Genomic DNA, 17,278 nt, shown 5'->3' with positions numbered 1-17,278 from the left:
TTAAATTAATCCTTAACCCCCTCATTTACCATCAGTCAGTAAGGTAATGAAGCGGCTTAAATTAATACCATTCACTCAAAAAACCCCTTTAAGATCATCCAGGAATTTTCCTTAAGGGGTCGTTTCGTTTACCGTCTCCCTGTGAATCCTATTTATTCAGCCTTTGTTGCTGATTTATTTATCACATATTCCTTTATACGCTTAACAGCTTCTTGAAGTGCTTCTAACGATATAGCATACGATAAGCGTATATTATCAGGTGCACCAAAGCCAGAACCGGGAACTACGGCTACCAGAGCATTTTCCAATAGATCTTCTACAAAATCATCTACACTGTTAAATCCACACATCTCTGCCGTTTTTGAGACATTTGGGAACAGGTAGAATGCCCCCTGAGGTTTCAGACAAGTCAATCCCGGTATCTCAAGCAATTGATCGTAAATAGCATCCAATCTTTGTTCAAACGCACTTCGCATAATTTCAACTTGATCTTGCGGTCCTGTATAGGCTTCAATTGTTGCATATTGTGCGGTCGTTGTCGGATTGGACGTACTGTGGCTTGCCAAGTTCGTCATTGCTTTAATTAACGCTTGGTCACCTGCCGCATAACCAATTCTCCATCCTGTCATAGAATGGGATTTGGAAACACCGTTAATGACGATTGTTTGCTGCTTAAACTCTTCGGAAAGCTCTGCTATCGATACATGTTCATGGTTGTGGTAGACCAATTTCTCATAAATTTCATCTGAAACTATAATAATATCATGTTTTAAACATACCTCACCAATCGCCTGTAATTCTTCAGCTGTGTATATCATACCGGTAGGATTGCTTGGTGAATTGATAATAAGCGCTCTCGTTTTTTCAGTAATTGCTTTTTCAATCTGTAAAGGCGTTACCTTAAATTGATTTTCTTCTTTACCTTCAATATAAACAGGCACTCCATCTGCCAATTTAACTTGTTCCGGATAGCTTACCCAATATGGAGTAGGAATCAGCACTTCATCCTCTTCATCCAAAATTGCCTGAAAAAGTGTATATAAAGCGTGCTTGGCACCTGAAGCGATAAAAATTTGGCCGTTACTGTATGTTAGTCCTTGATCTTTTTGCAGTTTATCTGCGACAACCTTGCGCAGGGATTGCAATCCAGCAGAAGGTGTATATTTTGTGTGGCCATCCCGCATGGACTTTTGCGCTGCTTCGAGTATGTTAGCTGGAGTATTGAAATCTGGTTCTCCTGCTCCAAGTCCAATAATGTCCAGACCTTGGGCTTTAAGCTCTTTTGCTTTGGCTGTTATTGCTAGTGTTGATGATGGTGTTAATGCTGATACTCTTTTTGCTAATTTCATCCGGTTCCATCTCCATCCTACAGATTATCGTAATTACGTATTAAATTGCCTGTTTTGAAATTCAGGTAATAATACCCATAAAGGTCTTTATTATTTTTATAGGTTACTTCCCATAAGGGTTGATTATTTTCCATTCCCAAATGGGCAGACACAATCTTCTTCACATTCTTTTTTTCTTTCACGATTGCAATGGCTTTATTTTTACTAATACCTTCTGAGAGGGCAATAATCTGGCTTTTCTTTTTCTTATCATCCGGCACCCAAACACCGATTTTTTTGCCATCTGCTGTTTTGCCAGTTATTACACTCCATGTCTCATTTCCATTATATAAATAGAAATCATCCACTTCTGTCATTCCAGCTGTTTCTCTGGCAATATCTTCTGCACTCTTTTCAGCGTCTTTCCTGGTGCTGTCACCAGCATAGATAGCCTGAATAAAAAAGCCACTGCCAATCAGGATAATAATCACTATGCTCCAAATTACTTTTTTCATATCTATTTCCTTTCAAGTTATGTACGGTATATTGAAAAAACGGCTGTTTGTTGATCTTGTTTATCTAATGCTAAGCCAAACATTAAATTCTCTTTTTTCAACGTTTTATTTAAAGAATCAACGATTTTATATAAATCATTCGTGTATGTCAATTTAACACTTGATAATAGCTCTACCTTACTCTCCATTGTAAGTCCTCCCAAAACGTAGCGCTCTCGTACACATTATACCAAAATAAAATTGCAAATAGCTTTACTTTACTAAAAAAGCGAGCCAAACATTAAATTCCTTACATATTCCTGTATATTGGCTTTACGTAATTTAGACCATGTTCAAACATACTTCTATCACTCCGAATCAAATCATTCTCTATCAAGACCCATTTGCTGTCTTTTTTATAATTCGGAGAAGTATTAAGCAAGCTTCTTAAATTAATGATTAACTCAGATATTAAATCCTCATCTGGAATCGTGCTGTTCATTTCGACTGGAGGCTCAACCATTAAAATCATTGATCGGCCATTATAAGTATGCCAAACCTGATCCCAGCCAGTGTAATTCATTAAGAGAATTGATTGGTCAACAGCAAGATGATTTCGCAGCATTTTCATGGCAGAACCGGAGGATAGTCCCTGAGCCTGCAACTGTATGTGCGTAAATTCTGCTAATCCCTTCATATCATTATATATTGTTTTTAATGATTCTTGTGATTGAAAAAGAAGGATTAAGGGCTTTTGTTGCTTTTTCACAAAATCAATCAGCGTATATCCCGACTTTTCCTTCAATGGAGTCAATATCGTTAAATATTGCTCTTTTACCGGGGGGATCACCAGGCTACTCAACTTGTTTTCCTGAACACCTAATTGTTGTGAAATAAAATGGAAGGATCCACCTACCGTCAAGACATCTGAAATAAATAAAATATGGCTATCCGGCTTTAATAAGTTTCGATTAACCCATTTTGAGACCGATAAGGGCTGGGCATATATTTGGACTGAATTTCTATTTCCCTTTACATTCCAACTCGCCCAAACCTCATCATTTGTATCCAGACTCTTAAAAAACCTATTTAAAGTAACTCGGATTAAATTTATTTCCCCCGATAATTTTGTTAATTCATCAATAATGTTAAATTGACTTCGCTTTAATTTTTCAATTGGTACTTGGTTCAACTCACCAAGGATCTGTTGAAATTGTACTACTAATAAACCGAGAGAGTCATACAGATCATTGGCTTCTTTTAATAATTGATCCATGTATTTTTTATTCTCCAGCTCAGAAAAATCAAGCTTACATTGCACTCTAGGTCCGTCCATATCCTTTTTGCTTTTCATTCCATATGTGAACAATGCCTCATAAAAGCTCTCCACACTGCATGCGATTTCTTCCAATAAAACAGCCAGTTGATTTTCATTATATGAACCGGTCGTTTTTTCCTTTAAAAGCAATATGACAGATCTCAATAGTTGCCGATTATCCAAAGTTCCAATTTTATTCAAGATATTCCTCACTTCTACATAGCTCAGCTCTTTCGTTAATCCGCTTTGAACAGAGGATGGAAAATAATTAGCTTCCTCAAGTACTATATTAGGGCACTCGCTTAAGAAATCCCCTGTTTGAATATCCGAAATTAGACTGTCATGAGTACTAAGAATAATCTTTGCCTGCTTAGCAGCCAGCATCTGTCTCGAATAGAAGTCCCGTTCCGTCCACGGCTTAAGCAAGCGTGGATGCAAATGGGCATGGTGGGCTACTTCCTTCCAATATTCTCTTCCCCCCGAGGATAAATTAAGCTCTTCCAAACAGCCTGTATTTGTCATGGTTAACCAGACTAATATTTGCATTTTTGCGATTGTACTTTCGTAATTTTGTTGTTTTTCCCGCATCGATTGCTCGAACTTCGGCAAACTTAAATACTGCTCCTTAGAATGCAATATGCTAACTTGATTTTGAATCATTTTAGAAGAATAATCCCTCTGAAAAATACCCATTAACTGTTCAGCTGTATGTTTAGTATGGGCAGCTATGGTTACCTGTACATGATTTTCATTGGCATATTCATAAAAGGCTTTTATATGTCCGGTAAAATCCCGTGTCCCATCTTCTACTAAACTAACGTTATGACTCTTAAAGCTCTTCTTTAATATGTTATGTAACGCTGATTCATCAAGAGAAATATGTTTTTTTTCATTCTCCTGTTGTGTTAGGCTTTCAATTGATTTCTGCCTAACAATTGCGATACCACGATAAATATCTAGATCTGGTCTCCATGGCTCACTCATCGTTGAATATTCATTTAATATCTCAGCCAATAATTCTTTAAGCTCGCTTTTTAATAAAAATGATAATCTGTATAATGATTTAATGGTAGGTTTCGGCAATTTCTTTAATTGTTTGTAAAACTCGATAAACAAAAGAGCCGTTACATAAGCATCACTGTCTGCTTGATGTGGCCGCTCATGAAGAAAGCCATAGGCTTTTCCTAACTCCTCTAGTTTAAAACTCGACATTCCAGGATTGACGATTTTTGCTAGTTCCACCGTATCTACGGTATATCCAAGAAAACGCTCATACCCTACACGTTCCAATTCAGCCTGTAAAAATGTCAAATCGAATAATACGTTATGAGCAACAAAAACAGCCTCATCCAATACACCAATAATGTAGGGTGCCAACTCTTTAAATGTCGGTGCATTCTCCACGTCTGCATCCGTAATACCGGTTAATTCCTGTATGAATAGAGGGATGGACCTCCCTGGATTTATGTAAGATGAATATTGGTATGTGATTTCACCATTTTCAATGACGTTAGCCGCAATTTGAATGATGCGATCACCATTTTTAGGGTTATTACCTGTAGTCTCCAAGTCGATTACTACATACTTACTTTTCATATTTAACACCTGCTCACTTCTTCTCTAACTTGCTTCTGTTTAGCTGATGGAAAAATTCACAATGGCACCTTATTTTCCATTTTATTTTTTGGGTCCCCTATCATACACTCTTCATATCATTTATCGTTACCCATTATCTACTGTTATATCAAAACCAGCCTTATTAATCAAAGAAGAATGAAGACTATTGGTTAATAAAAAACAAACGCTGGTTCCCTTAAAGATTTAAGGGGATCAGCGTTTGTTCATTAACAAAGTCATTAAATGATCGTTGCCTCTGGTTCGGCTCCAAGCATTTCAACAATTGTATTATACTCATCAAGAACAGCCACTTTAGGCCGATGGCTTCTTACATAAGCTTCTTCTATTAATCCATAGGATATAATGATTATTTTATCACCTTCCTGAACTAGACGGGCAGCAGCTCCATTTAGGCAGATTACACCACTGCCTCTCTTACCGGGAATGATATATGTTTCAAAACGTGCACCATTATTATTATTTACAATCTGAACTTTCTCATTTGGAAGCATATCTACCGCATCTAATAAATCTTCATCAATTGTAATACTGCCTACATAGTTTAAGTTTGCCTCAGTAACTGTTGCTCTGTGAAGCTTTGCTTTCATCATATTGCGAAACATAATCTTACCCCCTTGTATGACTATAAATTTATGATAATGTTGTCGATTAAACGAACAGACGTATATTGAACCGCCACTGCAAAGATGATTCTTTGATCATGCTCTGTAATCTCACTCAAGTCCGGATAGGATAATCCTTCAAAATAATCGATTTGACCATTGATATGGGATTGCAAATACTCTTTCCCCTTTTCAAGCGCTTCCGCGGGACTGGCACCTTTTTGCAGCTGAGCTTTCACTTTGCAAAGACTTTTATAGATAAATGGAGCTTCTTCTCTTTCCTGCTCTGTTAAATTAATGTTTCTGGAGCTTAATGCAAGACCATCCTCTTCACGCTTAATCTCAACACCAACCAGTTCAATCGGGAAATTAAAGTCATGGATAATCCCTTCTACTACAGCAACCTGTTGAGCATCCTTCAGTCCAAAATAAGTTCGGGTCGGATGGACAATAGTGAACAATTTTGTCAGAACAGTCGCCACTCCATCAAAATGACCCGGTCTGGATTTTCCGCAAAGTACATCGGTGCGCTCATGCACTTTTACCGTCAGGGTTTGCTTATCCCCATACATTTCCTGAACTGTTGGATAAAATAAATAATCCACCCCTGCATTTCGTGCCAGCTCTTCATCCCGTTCCATATCGCGTGGATATTTATCAAAATCCTCATTAGGACCAAATTGAAGCGGATTTACAAATATACTGATAACTACCACATGATTTTTCTCTCTTGCTTCTTGAATAAGTGATAGATGTCCTTCATGCAAATATCCCATAGTTGGGACAAATCCGATGGAATGTTTCTTTTCCCTCTCTAAATCAAGTACTTCACGCAGTTCGTTTATCTGGCTGATAATCTTCATTTTTCTCCTCCATACAATGAGGCTAGTTCTTCTTCCTTCATCGTGAATGAGTGATCACGATCCGGAAAAATTCCCGATTTCACTTCTTTTATATGCTCAGACAAAGCATAGCCAATCACATCATTTAGATTAGCATAGGATTTTACAAACTTGGCCACTCTGCCTACACCATATAATAAAACATCATGATAAACGAGAACCTGACCATCCGTACCGTTACCAGCACCAATCCCGATTGTTGGGATTATTAGTTCATTCGATATATGTTCAGCGACCTGATAAGGTACACATTCAAGCACAACGGCCATTGCCCCGGCTTCTTCACACTTTTTCGCATCCTCCAAAAGTTTAATTGCCGCCTCACTTGTTTTACCCTGGACTTTATAACCTCCAAGTACACCAACTGATTGCGGTGTTAAGCCTAAATGCGCCACTACCGGTATACCTGCATCTGTCATCGCTTTTATTTTGCTAATAACATCTCCGGCACCCTCCATTTTGACCGCATCAGCCCCTGCCTCCTGCATAAGTCTTGCAGCATTTTTTAACGCTTCCTCATTTGTTGTGTGATACGTCAAAAACGGCAGATCCGTCACGATAAATGTGTTAGGTGCGCCTCTTTTAACAGCCTTCGTATGATGAATCATATCCTCGATAGTGACAGGAACAGTAGAATCATATCCTAAAATAACCATTCCAAGAGAGTCACCTACAAGAATCATATCGACCCCCGCTTGTTCTGCCAGTTTAGCAGATGGATAATCATACGCAGTCAGCATTGAAATTTTTTCTCTGTTTTCTTTTAGTTTCAAAAAATCCACAGCAAATTTCATTTTTTCTTTCCTCCTTTTCATTCCGAGGAGAGAAAAACCTATTTACCAAATAAAAAATCCTTCTAATTACAGAAGGATGGATTGGCATAATAGCTTTTATCCCTCTGTCCCGGTCCTTTCTTGGATACAGGCAGAATTATAAATCTATTTAAAATGACTACTATACAAGGTGCAGGTCGTTTCCGCTCCCGCCCTTCTATGAATTATAACATTCAGTCATTTTTATATGCCATATATTAACTCATTTTCAATTAATTTCTTTTTTAAAAACAACCGCTTAATATTGTCCATTATTGATGCACAGTTATATCTCCGGAATAAACCAAATGGCTTTTTTGCTCATCATCCATGATAATCAATACACCATCATCATTAATTCCGGTTGCCAAGCCAGTTAAAGATCCTCGCAGGCTTTGGACGGTGACCTTCTTCCCAATGGTAATGGTAAGCTTTTCCCAAAGCTGTTTTATTGGTTCAAAACCTTTTTCTAAATAAAGTAGATATATATCTTCAAAATTCTTAAAAAAGCTTTGTAAAAATTCAGATCGATCTACTCTTTGTTTCTTCTCGATTAAGACAGAAGTAGCGATCTCTTTTAACTCATCAGGAAACGATTCAAGGGGCTGGTTTATATTCATGCCAATGCCGATAATCACATGATGAATTTGATCGGACTCCGCATGAAGCTCTGTTAGTATTCCCGCAATCTTCCTTCCTTCTACCAACACATCATTTGGCCATTTGATTCCTGCATTCACACCAAATTTGTTTAGTGTCTGAACAACAGCTACAGCTGTTAACAACGTGAGCTGAGGGGCATGGTAGGGAGGAATATCAGGTCTCATAATCATACTTAACCAGATCCCTCCATTTGAAGGAGAATGCCACTTTCTTTTTAATCGCCCTGTACCTTCCGTTTGTTCATCACTAATCACAGCTGTACCATCTTTAGCTCCGCTTCCCGCAAGTTCTCTGGCAACAACTTGAGTGGATGAGACTGTATCATAAGAATATATAGATTGTCCTACAAATTCAGTCTGTAACCCCATTAGAATATCAGTGGCCCTTAGAGAATCTAATTTTTTCAAGAGCCGATACCCCTTTTTCTTTACAGCCTCAATTTCGTAGCCTTCCTGACGCAGCTGGTCAATATGCTTCCATATCGCCACTCTTGAACAGCCAACTAAATCAGCTAATGCCTGTCCTGATATATAATCCTCTCCAGCTTTCGCAAATGCTTTGGCAATCTCATGCTTTAAAGTTTGTTCTCTTGAATGAGCCATTGTTTAATTAACTCCTTTTTATTCGGGACCTTATGATCCAGAATTCCGTTAATCACTTCATGCATAAGCTCCTTAATCCACGGTCCACCTGGTTTATCAGCCCATTTCATCAGGTCGTTTCCGGAAACCTCTATAACAGTTTCCTTATGAATTGGCATACGAGCATGCAGATCAGTGATTGCGTCGTAGTCTGGGTCCGCATGATGATATACTGACCAAACCCTTTCCACGCTCAGGGTGTTTTCAAGGCCAAGCTGATAAATGGTATAGGGAGTAAATGAGGAACTCTCTCTTTTCTTCGTTTCACGGATCAACAGACCTATTTTTTTCATTTGACTTGAAGAAAGCTTCCAGTGACTGTATAGGGATTGATCCTGACCATTAAAGAGGGCAATCAAAGCCATCCATTCTTCAAATGATTCACAACGGTTTAAGGGTAGTGCAAGAAACTGCTCTATATGAGCCGCAAATTGACCAAAACCCGGAAAATAGGCTAGCAAACCTTCGTCTGCAGCAATTTTTAACCCTTTTTCTGGATATTGCCCAAGAACCATTTTTTGAAACTCAGCTGTTTTCCGTTCCTGTGCTATATGTAAGAGTAAATCGGCATTTTTCCGTAATGCCGATCGTGTATTTTCATGCAATGTAAACCCTAGCTGGCTTACAAATCGAACAGCACGAAGAATCCTTAGCGCATCCTCACTAAATCGTTCATCCGCCGGACCAACCGTCTCGATTACCTTTGTATGTATAGCTTTTTCTCCATCAAATGGATCATACAATTTTCCATCCTGGTCCATGGCAATTGCATTCATCGTAAAATCTCTTCTCTTTAAATCCTCATGCAAAGAGGTTACAAAGATGACTGAATCTGGCCGTCGATAATCTTTATATGCAGATTCTGTTCTAAATGTCGTGATCTCAAACGAGTCTCCTTTATAAAGCACTAATACAGTTCCATGATCAATACCAACGTCTACTGTATGGGTGAAAATTTCCTTTACTTGCTCGGGAGTGGCGGAGGTAGCAATATCCACATCATCAATTTCCTTCCCCATTAAAGTATCCCTAACGGCTCCACCAACAAAATAGGCTTCATACCCCTTCGCCGTTAACTGATCCAAAACAGGACGCGCTCTGATAAATTCCTGGTTCATTCATCCTTCTCCCCATTTTTCAATAATGAATAATACAAGTCCTCATATTGATTCACGATATGTTCGGTTTGAAAATGATCTTTAATTTTATGAATAGCGTTATTACCCATATTCATTCTCAGCGAATCATTTTCAAGCAATTCCAACAATCGCATAGAGGCAGCTTCGATATCTCCTAGCTCGATGGTGTATCCGTTAATCCCATCTTCAATAACCTCAGGAATTCCCCCGATTTTGGTTCCAAGACATGGAACGCCATAGATCATCGCCTCAAGAAGTACTAACCCAAAACTTTCTTTTTCTGACATAAGGACACATACATCACTAATGGAATAGAGCTCCTGTAGATTTTCCTGTTTTCCTAACAGAATTATTTTCTCCTGTAAGCCCATTGCTTTAATTTTTTTACTTACAAAAGACATTTCCGGTCCGTCGCCTACTAATAAAAGTTTACTCGGTATTTTGTCTGCCACGGCTCCAAAAGTGTCTATGATATCAGGTACACGCTTCACCTTCCGAAAATTCGAGACGTGAATGACAATTTTTTCATCTTCTTTAATTCCAAGCTCTGCTTTTAAATTAGCCACATTACCAGCATCCGGTTCAGGCGCCGGATAATCGATAAAATTATAAATCGTTTGAATTTCTTGATCCGGTTGAATTAAATCATATGTCTCTTTAACAAGTTCATGAGACACGGCCGTAACAGCATCAGATTTTTCAATAGCGAACTTAATCATGTCCTGCAGAGAAGAATCATACCCTAGTATCGTAATATCCGTACCATGGAGAGTCGTTACTACCTTTAGGCCAGAGGAGGTCATTTGCTTGGCCAAAATTCCGCAAACGGCATGCGGCATCGCATAATGGGCATGAATGATATCAAGCTCTTCCATTTTAACCACCTCGGCTATCTTGCTGGCCAATGACAAGGTATATGGAGGATATTGAAAAACGGCATATTGATTAACTTCAACCTGGTGAAAATATATATTTGAGTATCGCTTTTTTAAGCGGAACGGTACACTGGATGTTATAAAATGAATCTCATGTCCCTTCTCCGCCAGCTTAATTCCTAATTCGGTCGCAACAATCCCTGATCCGCCGACAGTAGGATAACAAACAATTCCAATTTTTAACTTTTTCATTTCTTTCCACCTAACAAATCTTGATCAAGTAAAAGAGGTTTTTTCGTTCTAAATCCTTCTGCAAATAACACGCCTGCCTCTCTTCCATATGCCCGCTCTCTGCCTTCGATTGCTTCGAGATATCCTTCTGTAAGAGGGGTCACAACCCCATCATCCGTTTTAATAAATTGAGAGGAATAGCTTTTTAAACTGGATAATTTACAATGAAAATAGCTGCTGATATCCACACAAAAATCAGGTGGATGAAAGCTATTGATCATGTAATAAAAAACATGCTTCGGCTTATGGGCCTCCAGCTTACTTTCATCCTCATATTTCCTAATACCAGCTGAAAAGACAGCCTCTTCGACCAAAGCTGCACAATGTCCATGATCCGGATGACGGTCAGGAACAGCGGGTACAAAGATGATTTCAGGCTTGTATGTTCTTATAACAGAAACAATCTTTGAGATGTTTTCAGGTGTGGGATATAATTGCCGATCTCCGATATTTAAATTCAAGCGTTCCTTTACACCTAAGATAGCAGCTGCCTGTTTGGCTTCCTTCAATCTGTTTGTGGGAGTACCATTCGATGAAAGCTCCGCCTCGGTTAAGTCACAGATGACAACGGAATGGCCTAATTCTGTATATTTTGCTATTGTACCCCCCATTCCGATTTCCACATCATCGGAATGGGCGCCAAAACATAGTATGTCTGTCTTCATTGTGGGCATATTACTCCTTTTCCCTAACAATATTTCTCCATTTAAGGTCTCCACGTTCTAAACCATGTATTAACATTTCAGCCGTTCCCATATTAGTTGCCAATGGAATGGAATAAACATCAGCCAAACGCATTAAAGCGGACACATCCGGTTCATGCGGCTGCGCAGTCAATGGATCTCTGAAGAAAATAATAATATCAATATCATTTACTGCAACCATCGCCCCAATTTGTTGATCTCCCCCGAGTGGTCCGGACTGATAACGATGAACTGACAGGCCTGCTTCATCCTGTATTCGCTTTCCCGTTGTACCGGTAGCAAAAAGCTGATGCTCTTTTAGGATATGTTTATACGCAAGCGTAAATCGAATCATGTCGTCTTTCTTTTTGTCATGTGCAATCAATGCGATTTTCATGGAACAGTGCTCCTTAATCAATAATATTTTCTAATCCATATACTAATTCTTCTATATTCATGACGGTTTCCACCGACAATTTAACTCCGCTCATAAAAGAGTTTCGATCATATGAATCATGTCTTAGAGTAAATGTCTGACCTTCTCCGCCGAACATGACCTGTTGATGCGCAACAAGTCCAGGTAATCGTACACTATGTATTCTCATTCCTTCATAGTCTGCACCACGTGCACCTTTTATTGTTTCTTTTTCATTTAAATGTCCCTGTTTTTTTATTTGTCTTTCTTCAGAAATTAATTGTGCTGTTTTTATAGCTGTTCCTGAAGGAGCATCAAGTTTTTGATCGTGATGCAATTCAATAATTTCGACATCCGGAAAATATTTAGCTGCCTGCTTGGCAAATTTCATCATTAACACAGCACCAACAGCAAAATTCGGTGCAATAATACACCCAATTCCGTTTTCTTTTGAAATTCTTTTGATTTCATTTAAATCTTCATCTGAAAAGCCGGTCGTTCCAACAACCGGACGGATATGGTGTGATAATGCTGATAATGTATGGATTCTTCCAGACTCCGGAGTGGTCAAATCAATCAGTACATCCGCTTTAACTTCAGAGAAACATTTTTCATGATCTGTATAAATTGGAACATCTATACCGGTAAATCCATCTATTTCACTTAATTTCAACCCATCATTCTTATGATCCAATACAGCTACTAAATGAAAATGTTCTGTATTCATCACTAAATTTACTGCTGCTTTCCCCATTTTACCTCGCGGCCCTGCAATTATGACATTAATCATCAATCATTCTTCCTTTCTTGTCCAACGGTCTTTGTCCCTGGAATTGAATTTCTCCATCACCCTGTCATGTGCATCCTGTAAATCAATATTCAGCGAATTGGCCATACAAATTAGCACAAATAAAACATCTCCTAATTCTTCTTCAATTGCTTTTTCTGTTTCAGATTCTTTTTTGGGTTTTTCACCATAATAATGGTTAATCTCTCTCGCCAATTCTCCAAGCTCTTCAGTAAGTCTCGCTGTCATGGCAAGCGGACTGAAGTATCCCTCTTTAAATTGCCCTATGTATTGATCTACTTCCTGCTGTAAGTCAGCGATTGTTTTCTTATGTTCCATACAGTTACACCCTTTTCTCTTAATGTTAGCGTATTTCTTAGTTATCGAACAATAAATATGATAGAATGCAAAAGGATATCATTCATTATTTTTCCTCAATTGTACACTATAATAATAATTGAGTTAGCAAGAAAGGGGTTAGAATGTGTTTTTCAACTTAAAGCTTAAAAACGTCATACTGATATTATTAGGGGCTGCAATAATGTCTTTTGGCCTTGTTCATTTTAATATGCAAAACGCATTAGGTGAAGGGGGATTTACAGGGATTACCCTTTTAATTTATAACTTAACTGGTATTAGCCCTTCGATTACCAATATTTTATTAAATATACCTCTTTTCTTTGTAGGATATAAACTGTTGGGCAAAAAAACCTTTTTGTATACACTTATCGGTACCATCGCTGTATCTGTATTTATTGCGATTTTCGAAAAATATCAAATACATATTCCTTTAAAGGATGACCTAATGCTCGCGGCTTTATTTGCAGGTGTGTGCATTGGTGTCGGTTTAGGAATTATTTTCCGTTACGGCGGAACGACTGGCGGAGTCGACATCATCGCACGGCTCATGTTCAAATATAAAGGCTGGAGCATGGGAAAAACCATGTTTATGTTTGACTTCTGCGTTATCGTTTTATCACTCGTAACGTATTTGGAATATAAACAAGCCATGTATACACTTGTCCTCGTTTATATTGGCAGCCGTGTAATTGACTTTATCCAAGAGGGTGCATATGCAGCCCGTGGTGTGATGATCATAAGCAACTCCAATTCCGTGATAGCTGAAAAGATTAATCAACAAATGGAACGCGGTGTTACATTACTCAAAGGGGTTGGCTCATATACCAAACAGGAGCGCGATGTGATTTATTGCGTTGTAGGCAGCAATGAAATTGTACGCCTTAAGAGCATTATTACATCCATTGATCCACATGCATTTGTTTCCGTATCTGTCGTACATGATGTACTTGGTGAAGGATTTACGTTGGATGAAAATAAAAATCCGCTTGAAAAATAAGCAATATAGGAAAACCCCCTTCATATACGAAGGGGGTTTCTCTTATTAATCTTCACCATTCATGCCGGTTAGCATAAATACAAATCGTAACAATTCAAGTACAGCAACTGCTGCAGCTGCAACATATGTTAAGGCTGCGGCATCTAAGACTTTTTTCGTTTCTTTTTCTTCATCAGCCCTGATTACACCTAAAGCAACAACCTGTTTCATAGCACGGTTAGAAGCATTGAATTCAACCGGCAGTGTAACGAATTGGAATAACACGGCTGCCCCCATAAACAATACTCCCAGCCATGCTAGATTTAAGCTGCCAAGCAACAGCCCAGCTAAAATTAAAATCCAGGAAAAGTTAGAACCGATATTAGCAACTGGTACTAGCTTATGACGGATTCTCATAAAGGAATAATCTTCTTTATCCTGAATGGCATGGCCAACCTCATGAGCTGCGACAGCGGTGCCGGCGAGTGAATGACCATGATAGTTACTTGATGATAATCTTACCACTTTATTTGTAGGATCATAGTGGTCACTTAATACTCCATGTGTTTCTTCTACTCGTATATTGTACAAACCATTTTCGTCCAACAACTTACGGGCAACTTCCGCACCCGTGTAACCATTCGATGCAGGAACCTGTGAATATTTCTTGTAAGCCCTTTGAACTTTCATTTGTGCATAAATTGGGATAATTAAAAGCAGTATAAAATAAATTAAAAAGCTCATTTATATCCTCCATTTCATTTCTGTTATTTATAGTTGTGTTATGGTAATTGTAATAATGTCGTATTACATCTGTCAATGGATAGATATTATTCAAAATTTTATCAAAAATTCTGTTTTTTCTTTTTTGTATGAAGCTGATCATCTGAAGCTTTATATTTCCTCCATCCAACATAGGATAAGGTCATAATTATAATACTTCCAGTTGAAATGATTACCCACCAAAGGGATGGATCTGCATCATCTTTTTCTGCTTCCTCAAATATATCACGCAGCTGCTCCTCTAAGGAAATCATATCAGTTTGTGATTGATCAGAAAAGACTTGCGGACGATATTGATCAATGAATTGAATATGGGCATCCACTTGCTGAAAACGTTCAGGTGTTACATCTATTTTCAACGATGGATATATAATATTGTAAATCGTTAATAAATGATTTAATTTTTCCTGAAAAGCAATGGAATCCTGTTTCTGGATCGATACCTTTGTTTCCCCTGCAGCAGAGATCATGCTATCCTTTAAACTCGCCCATAATGGTGCGCCATCACTATGAACAGCATCAAGTACTAATCGGAATTTCGTTATTTCATTGATTACTTCATCATCTGTTTTTTCTTTATTTTTCACAGTTTGAATGGCTTCCTCATAGGCAATCGTTATAATATTAATTTCATCCATTGTATAGTTTGAGCTCTCAATTGCCTGATCATAAAATTTATCTGAAAATGCTTCCAATAAACGCTCTGCTTCATCACGTCTATCTACTTTTGCAAATTGAAGGGATTGATCAGCAAGGGTCTCTAACGAATTTTGTTTATCAGGTCCGTTAGCATAGGTCGTAATGAATCCTGATGATATTATAATGGCTATTGAGATAAATAAAGATTTAAACTTCATAAAAATATCCCTCCTCATACTACTTAATCGTATGTGTGAAGGGACAAGACTAGAACCATTTATTGCCTGAGATGAATGGAGTATATTTCCCGATTTTTACGAAGAGTAAACCAATACCCTACTCCAATCGAAAGTACACTCAGCCAAAAAGTGAAATAAGCAATTTGAGGGATATACTGATTCAAAACACTATACGTCGGCATCATCCCATAAACATAATCAATGATTTCATTATGTAACACGACAATCCCAGCCACGGTTAAATGCCATGGTTTAACCCGATAAAATGGAGCATAAAGAATTCCTTCAATTGCCATTGCAGCATGCGATAGAATCAGCATGACAGCGATCAAAGATACATAACCCTCTACAGAGAAAGTTAATATATTCATGACAACTGCCCAAATACCATATTTAAATAGAGAAACGATTGCTAAGGCTTCAAATAAACCAAAATTGCGCCCTAAAAGCCAGCCAATAACAGCAATACAAAAAAATAAACTGGCAGTTGGACTGTCTGGTACAAAAGCAAGAAAGGCTACTGGTGTTATTTCAAGCTGCCCTTTATACCAATAATATCCGTATATTGTTCCCAAAAGATTAACAGTGAATAAAATCCATAAAAATGTCCGATTTCTTAATACAGCATAAAGCCAGCTATTCATAATATCCTCCATCACAATCTGAATTATTCCAAATAAAGTTGCTCGATTACTTGATTTTCAGCCAAATCATCCCTACTCTAAATTTCTCTCTAAATATGAGCTTTTCAATTCAGGTGGAAGCTCACTGGCCGTCCCATATTATTAATAATACAAATAACTACACCTCATTTGTCAACATGATTACGACGACTATGACAATCATCTTAGCAGATAAAAGGGGTACTCATCTGAGTACCCCTCAAAAAAACATTATTCCCCTTTTGAATCTCCGCCTGCATTTGCTCCCTTAATAAATTCTGCCAGAGTTTTTAATTCTTCATCAGAACCTTTAAAAACTGGTGGCATTTTTTTATTTTCGGTACCATTTACAGCGATATGACCGATTTCATCAACCTCTAATTTTGTACCAAGTAATTTAGGACCATTTCCACCCTGTAAGGAGTCCCCATGACAGCTTACACAGCCTTGGCCTTGATATAATTTATATCCCTCTGACTCTTTATCGATTGCTACATCCTCAACAATTTGTCCTTGCAGCTTTGCTGCTGCCCAGTCATGTTGAGAAACAGTTTCCCATGTTAGGTAAAATATAGCTGCAAATGCAAGCAACATAAAACCTACTGGGAAAATCCGTTTAGTTGGTTTGCGTTCCGGTCCGCGATCCAGAAACGGTGCAAGCATTAATGCACCAAAAGCTAGTCCCGGAATAACCAAAGCCCCGATTAAATTATATGGCCCGGAAGCATATGAATATTTAAGCAATTGATACAAGAACATAAAGTACCAGTCAGGTAAAGGCGCATATCCCGTATCTGTTGGGTCAGCAATCCTTTCGAGCGGTGATGGATGGGCAACTGTAAGACATAAAAAACCTACTAAAAATACAGCACCTACCATCCATTCTTTCAGCAAGAAATTGGGCCAAAAGGCTTCTGTTTTTCCTGGATACTCTGAATAATCTTTTGGAATATTCGGTTTTCTATCTGCGCTTATCCTTGAATCCCCTACAAATCTCATTCCTTTACCACGATGCATAAGGATATCCCCTC

General features: G+C 38.2%; 19 protein-coding genes. 1 reads left to right on the top strand and 18 read right to left on the bottom strand.

The window, feature by feature from the left end; translation table 11 throughout:
• Positions 1–152 precede the first annotated feature (152 nt).
• The 14 genes from FHY45_RS09660 to FHY45_RS09595 all read right to left on the bottom strand — a co-directional run bounded on the left by FHY45_RS09660 (position 153) and on the right by FHY45_RS09595 (position 12,927).
• Positions 153–1,349, bottom strand: a complete 1,197-nt coding sequence (locus FHY45_RS09660) for a pyridoxal phosphate-dependent aminotransferase (RefSeq protein ID WP_139891745.1) — start codon at positions 1,347–1,349, stop codon at positions 153–155.
• A gap of 17 nt (positions 1,350–1,366) precedes the next feature.
• Positions 1,367–1,843: a cell wall elongation regulator TseB-like domain-containing protein gene (locus FHY45_RS09655; RefSeq protein WP_066107378.1), complete on the bottom strand. Its 477-nt coding sequence runs from the start codon at positions 1,841–1,843 to the stop codon at positions 1,367–1,369.
• A gap of 17 nt (positions 1,844–1,860) precedes the next feature.
• Entirely contained in the window at positions 1,861–2,031 is a 171-nt protein-coding gene (locus FHY45_RS09650) for a YpmA family protein (protein WP_066107380.1), read from the bottom strand.
• A gap of 101 nt (positions 2,032–2,132) precedes the next feature.
• Positions 2,133–4,736 (bottom strand): exonuclease domain-containing protein, encoded by a 2,604-nt coding sequence (locus FHY45_RS09645; protein ID WP_139891744.1) that lies wholly within the window; start codon positions 4,734–4,736, stop codon positions 2,133–2,135.
• A gap of 260 nt (positions 4,737–4,996) precedes the next feature.
• Positions 4,997–5,380: an aspartate 1-decarboxylase gene (gene panD / locus FHY45_RS09640; protein WP_066107385.1), complete on the bottom strand. Its 384-nt coding sequence runs from the start codon at positions 5,378–5,380 to the stop codon at positions 4,997–4,999.
• 20 nt (positions 5,381–5,400) lie between these two features.
• On the bottom strand, positions 5,401–6,243 hold the full coding sequence (gene panC / locus FHY45_RS09635) for a pantoate--beta-alanine ligase (protein WP_139891743.1): 843 nt from the start codon (positions 6,241–6,243) through the stop codon (positions 5,401–5,403).
• Entirely contained in the window at positions 6,240–7,076 is an 837-nt protein-coding gene (gene panB / locus FHY45_RS09630) for a 3-methyl-2-oxobutanoate hydroxymethyltransferase (RefSeq protein WP_066107390.1), read from the bottom strand. Before panB ends, panC begins: the two co-directional genes overlap by 4 nt.
• A gap of 290 nt (positions 7,077–7,366) precedes the next feature.
• The gene (locus FHY45_RS09625; protein WP_066107394.1) at positions 7,367–8,359 is read right to left on the bottom strand and encodes a biotin--[acetyl-CoA-carboxylase] ligase; all 993 of its coding nucleotides are present in this window, start codon (positions 8,357–8,359) and stop codon (positions 7,367–7,369) included.
• Positions 8,332–9,516 (bottom strand): CCA tRNA nucleotidyltransferase, encoded by a 1,185-nt coding sequence (locus tag FHY45_RS09620; protein WP_066107396.1) that lies wholly within the window; start codon positions 9,514–9,516, stop codon positions 8,332–8,334. The genes FHY45_RS09625 and FHY45_RS09620 overlap by 28 nt, the downstream gene beginning before the upstream one ends.
• Positions 9,513–10,664, bottom strand: a complete 1,152-nt coding sequence (gene bshA / locus FHY45_RS09615; RefSeq protein WP_139891742.1) for an N-acetyl-alpha-D-glucosaminyl L-malate synthase BshA — start codon at positions 10,662–10,664, stop codon at positions 9,513–9,515. The genes FHY45_RS09620 and bshA overlap by 4 nt, the downstream gene beginning before the upstream one ends.
• Complete coding sequence (gene bshB1 / locus FHY45_RS09610; RefSeq protein WP_139891741.1) at positions 10,661–11,368, bottom strand: bacillithiol biosynthesis deacetylase BshB1; 708 nt, start codon at positions 11,366–11,368, stop codon at positions 10,661–10,663. The genes bshA and bshB1 overlap by 4 nt, the downstream gene beginning before the upstream one ends.
• A 10-nt stretch (positions 11,369–11,378) precedes the next feature.
• Positions 11,379–11,783: a methylglyoxal synthase gene (gene mgsA / locus FHY45_RS09605; protein WP_066107405.1), complete on the bottom strand. Its 405-nt coding sequence runs from the start codon at positions 11,781–11,783 to the stop codon at positions 11,379–11,381.
• Between the two features lie 13 nt (positions 11,784–11,796).
• A complete protein-coding gene (dapB, locus tag FHY45_RS09600) occupies positions 11,797–12,591 on the bottom strand; it encodes a 4-hydroxy-tetrahydrodipicolinate reductase (protein ID WP_066107408.1) in 795 nt (264 codons plus the stop codon).
• Between the two features lie 3 nt (positions 12,592–12,594).
• Entirely contained in the window at positions 12,595–12,927 is a 333-nt protein-coding gene (locus FHY45_RS09595) for a nucleotide pyrophosphohydrolase (protein ID WP_066107409.1), read from the bottom strand.
• 145 nt (positions 12,928–13,072) lie between these two features.
• Here FHY45_RS09595 and FHY45_RS09590 point away from each other — a divergent pair, with 145 nt between their 5' ends.
• A complete protein-coding gene (locus FHY45_RS09590) occupies positions 13,073–13,945 on the top strand; it encodes a YitT family protein (protein WP_066107413.1) in 873 nt (290 codons plus the stop codon).
• Between the two features lie 45 nt (positions 13,946–13,990).
• Here FHY45_RS09590 and FHY45_RS09585 read toward each other — a convergent pair whose 3' ends face one another.
• The 4 genes from FHY45_RS09585 to FHY45_RS09570 form a co-directional block, all read right to left on the bottom strand.
• The gene (locus tag FHY45_RS09585; protein WP_066107416.1) at positions 13,991–14,668 is read right to left on the bottom strand and encodes a zinc metallopeptidase; all 678 of its coding nucleotides are present in this window, start codon (positions 14,666–14,668) and stop codon (positions 13,991–13,993) included.
• A gap of 101 nt (positions 14,669–14,769) precedes the next feature.
• Entirely contained in the window at positions 14,770–15,564 is a 795-nt protein-coding gene (locus tag FHY45_RS09580; protein WP_066107420.1) for a sporulation protein YpjB, read from the bottom strand.
• Positions 15,565–15,623: 59 nt separating this feature from the next.
• Positions 15,624–16,229 (bottom strand): lipoprotein heptaprenylglyceryl N-acetyltransferase LhaT, encoded by a 606-nt coding sequence (gene lhaT, locus FHY45_RS09575; protein ID WP_139891740.1) that lies wholly within the window; start codon positions 16,227–16,229, stop codon positions 15,624–15,626.
• A gap of 249 nt (positions 16,230–16,478) precedes the next feature.
• A complete protein-coding gene (locus tag FHY45_RS09570) occupies positions 16,479–17,264 on the bottom strand; it encodes a menaquinol-cytochrome c reductase cytochrome b/c subunit (protein ID WP_066107424.1) in 786 nt (261 codons plus the stop codon).
• Positions 17,265–17,278: the final 14 nt, after the last annotated feature.

It is taken from the genome of Bacillus sp. D386 (assembly GCF_006346415.1).
The sequence above is the reverse complement of the archived record's forward strand: the minus strand, read 5'-3'. Positions and strand labels throughout refer to the sequence as shown.

What these genes read in the sequence shown, in the direction of transcription:
- mgsA (WP_066107405.1), bottom strand. Translation starts at nt 11,783, where the DNA reads ATGAAAATCGCATTGATTGCACATGACAAAAAGAAAGACGACATGATT.
- lhaT (WP_139891740.1), bottom strand. Translation starts at nt 16,229, where the DNA reads ATGAATAGCTGGCTTTATGCTGTATTAAGAAATCGGACATTTTTATGG.
- bshB1 (WP_139891741.1), bottom strand. Translation starts at nt 11,368, where the DNA reads ATGAAGACAGACATACTATGTTTTGGCGCCCATTCCGATGATGTGGAA.
- panC (WP_139891743.1), bottom strand. Translation starts at nt 6,243, where the DNA reads ATGAAGATTATCAGCCAGATAAACGAACTGCGTGAAGTACTTGATTTA.
- FHY45_RS09650 (WP_066107380.1), bottom strand. Translation starts at nt 2,031, where the DNA reads ATGGAGAGTAAGGTAGAGCTATTATCAAGTGTTAAATTGACATACACG.
- bshA (WP_139891742.1), bottom strand. Translation starts at nt 10,664, where the DNA reads ATGAAAAAGTTAAAAATTGGAATTGTTTGTTATCCTACTGTCGGCGGA.
- panD (WP_066107385.1), bottom strand. Translation starts at nt 5,380, where the DNA reads ATGTTTCGCAATATGATGAAAGCAAAGCTTCACAGAGCAACAGTTACT.
- FHY45_RS09625 (WP_066107394.1), bottom strand. Translation starts at nt 8,359, where the DNA reads ATGGCTCATTCAAGAGAACAAACTTTAAAGCATGAGATTGCCAAAGCA.
- FHY45_RS09620 (WP_066107396.1), bottom strand. Translation starts at nt 9,516, where the DNA reads ATGAACCAGGAATTTATCAGAGCGCGTCCTGTTTTGGATCAGTTAACG.
- FHY45_RS09645 (WP_139891744.1), bottom strand. Translation starts at nt 4,736, where the DNA reads ATGAAAAGTAAGTATGTAGTAATCGACTTGGAGACTACAGGTAATAAC.
- FHY45_RS09585 (WP_066107416.1), bottom strand. Translation starts at nt 14,668, where the DNA reads ATGAGCTTTTTAATTTATTTTATACTGCTTTTAATTATCCCAATTTAT.
- FHY45_RS09580 (WP_066107420.1), bottom strand. Translation starts at nt 15,564, where the DNA reads ATGAAGTTTAAATCTTTATTTATCTCAATAGCCATTATAATATCATCA.
- dapB (WP_066107408.1), bottom strand. Translation starts at nt 12,591, where the DNA reads ATGATTAATGTCATAATTGCAGGGCCGCGAGGTAAAATGGGGAAAGCA.
- panB (WP_066107390.1), bottom strand. Translation starts at nt 7,076, where the DNA reads ATGAAATTTGCTGTGGATTTTTTGAAACTAAAAGAAAACAGAGAAAAA.
- FHY45_RS09570 (WP_066107424.1), bottom strand. Translation starts at nt 17,264, where the DNA reads ATGCATCGTGGTAAAGGAATGAGATTTGTAGGGGATTCAAGGATAAGC.
- FHY45_RS09660 (WP_139891745.1), bottom strand. Translation starts at nt 1,349, where the DNA reads ATGAAATTAGCAAAAAGAGTATCAGCATTAACACCATCATCAACACTA.
- FHY45_RS09655 (WP_066107378.1), bottom strand. Translation starts at nt 1,843, where the DNA reads ATGAAAAAAGTAATTTGGAGCATAGTGATTATTATCCTGATTGGCAGT.
- FHY45_RS09595 (WP_066107409.1), bottom strand. Translation starts at nt 12,927, where the DNA reads ATGGAACATAAGAAAACAATCGCTGACTTACAGCAGGAAGTAGATCAA.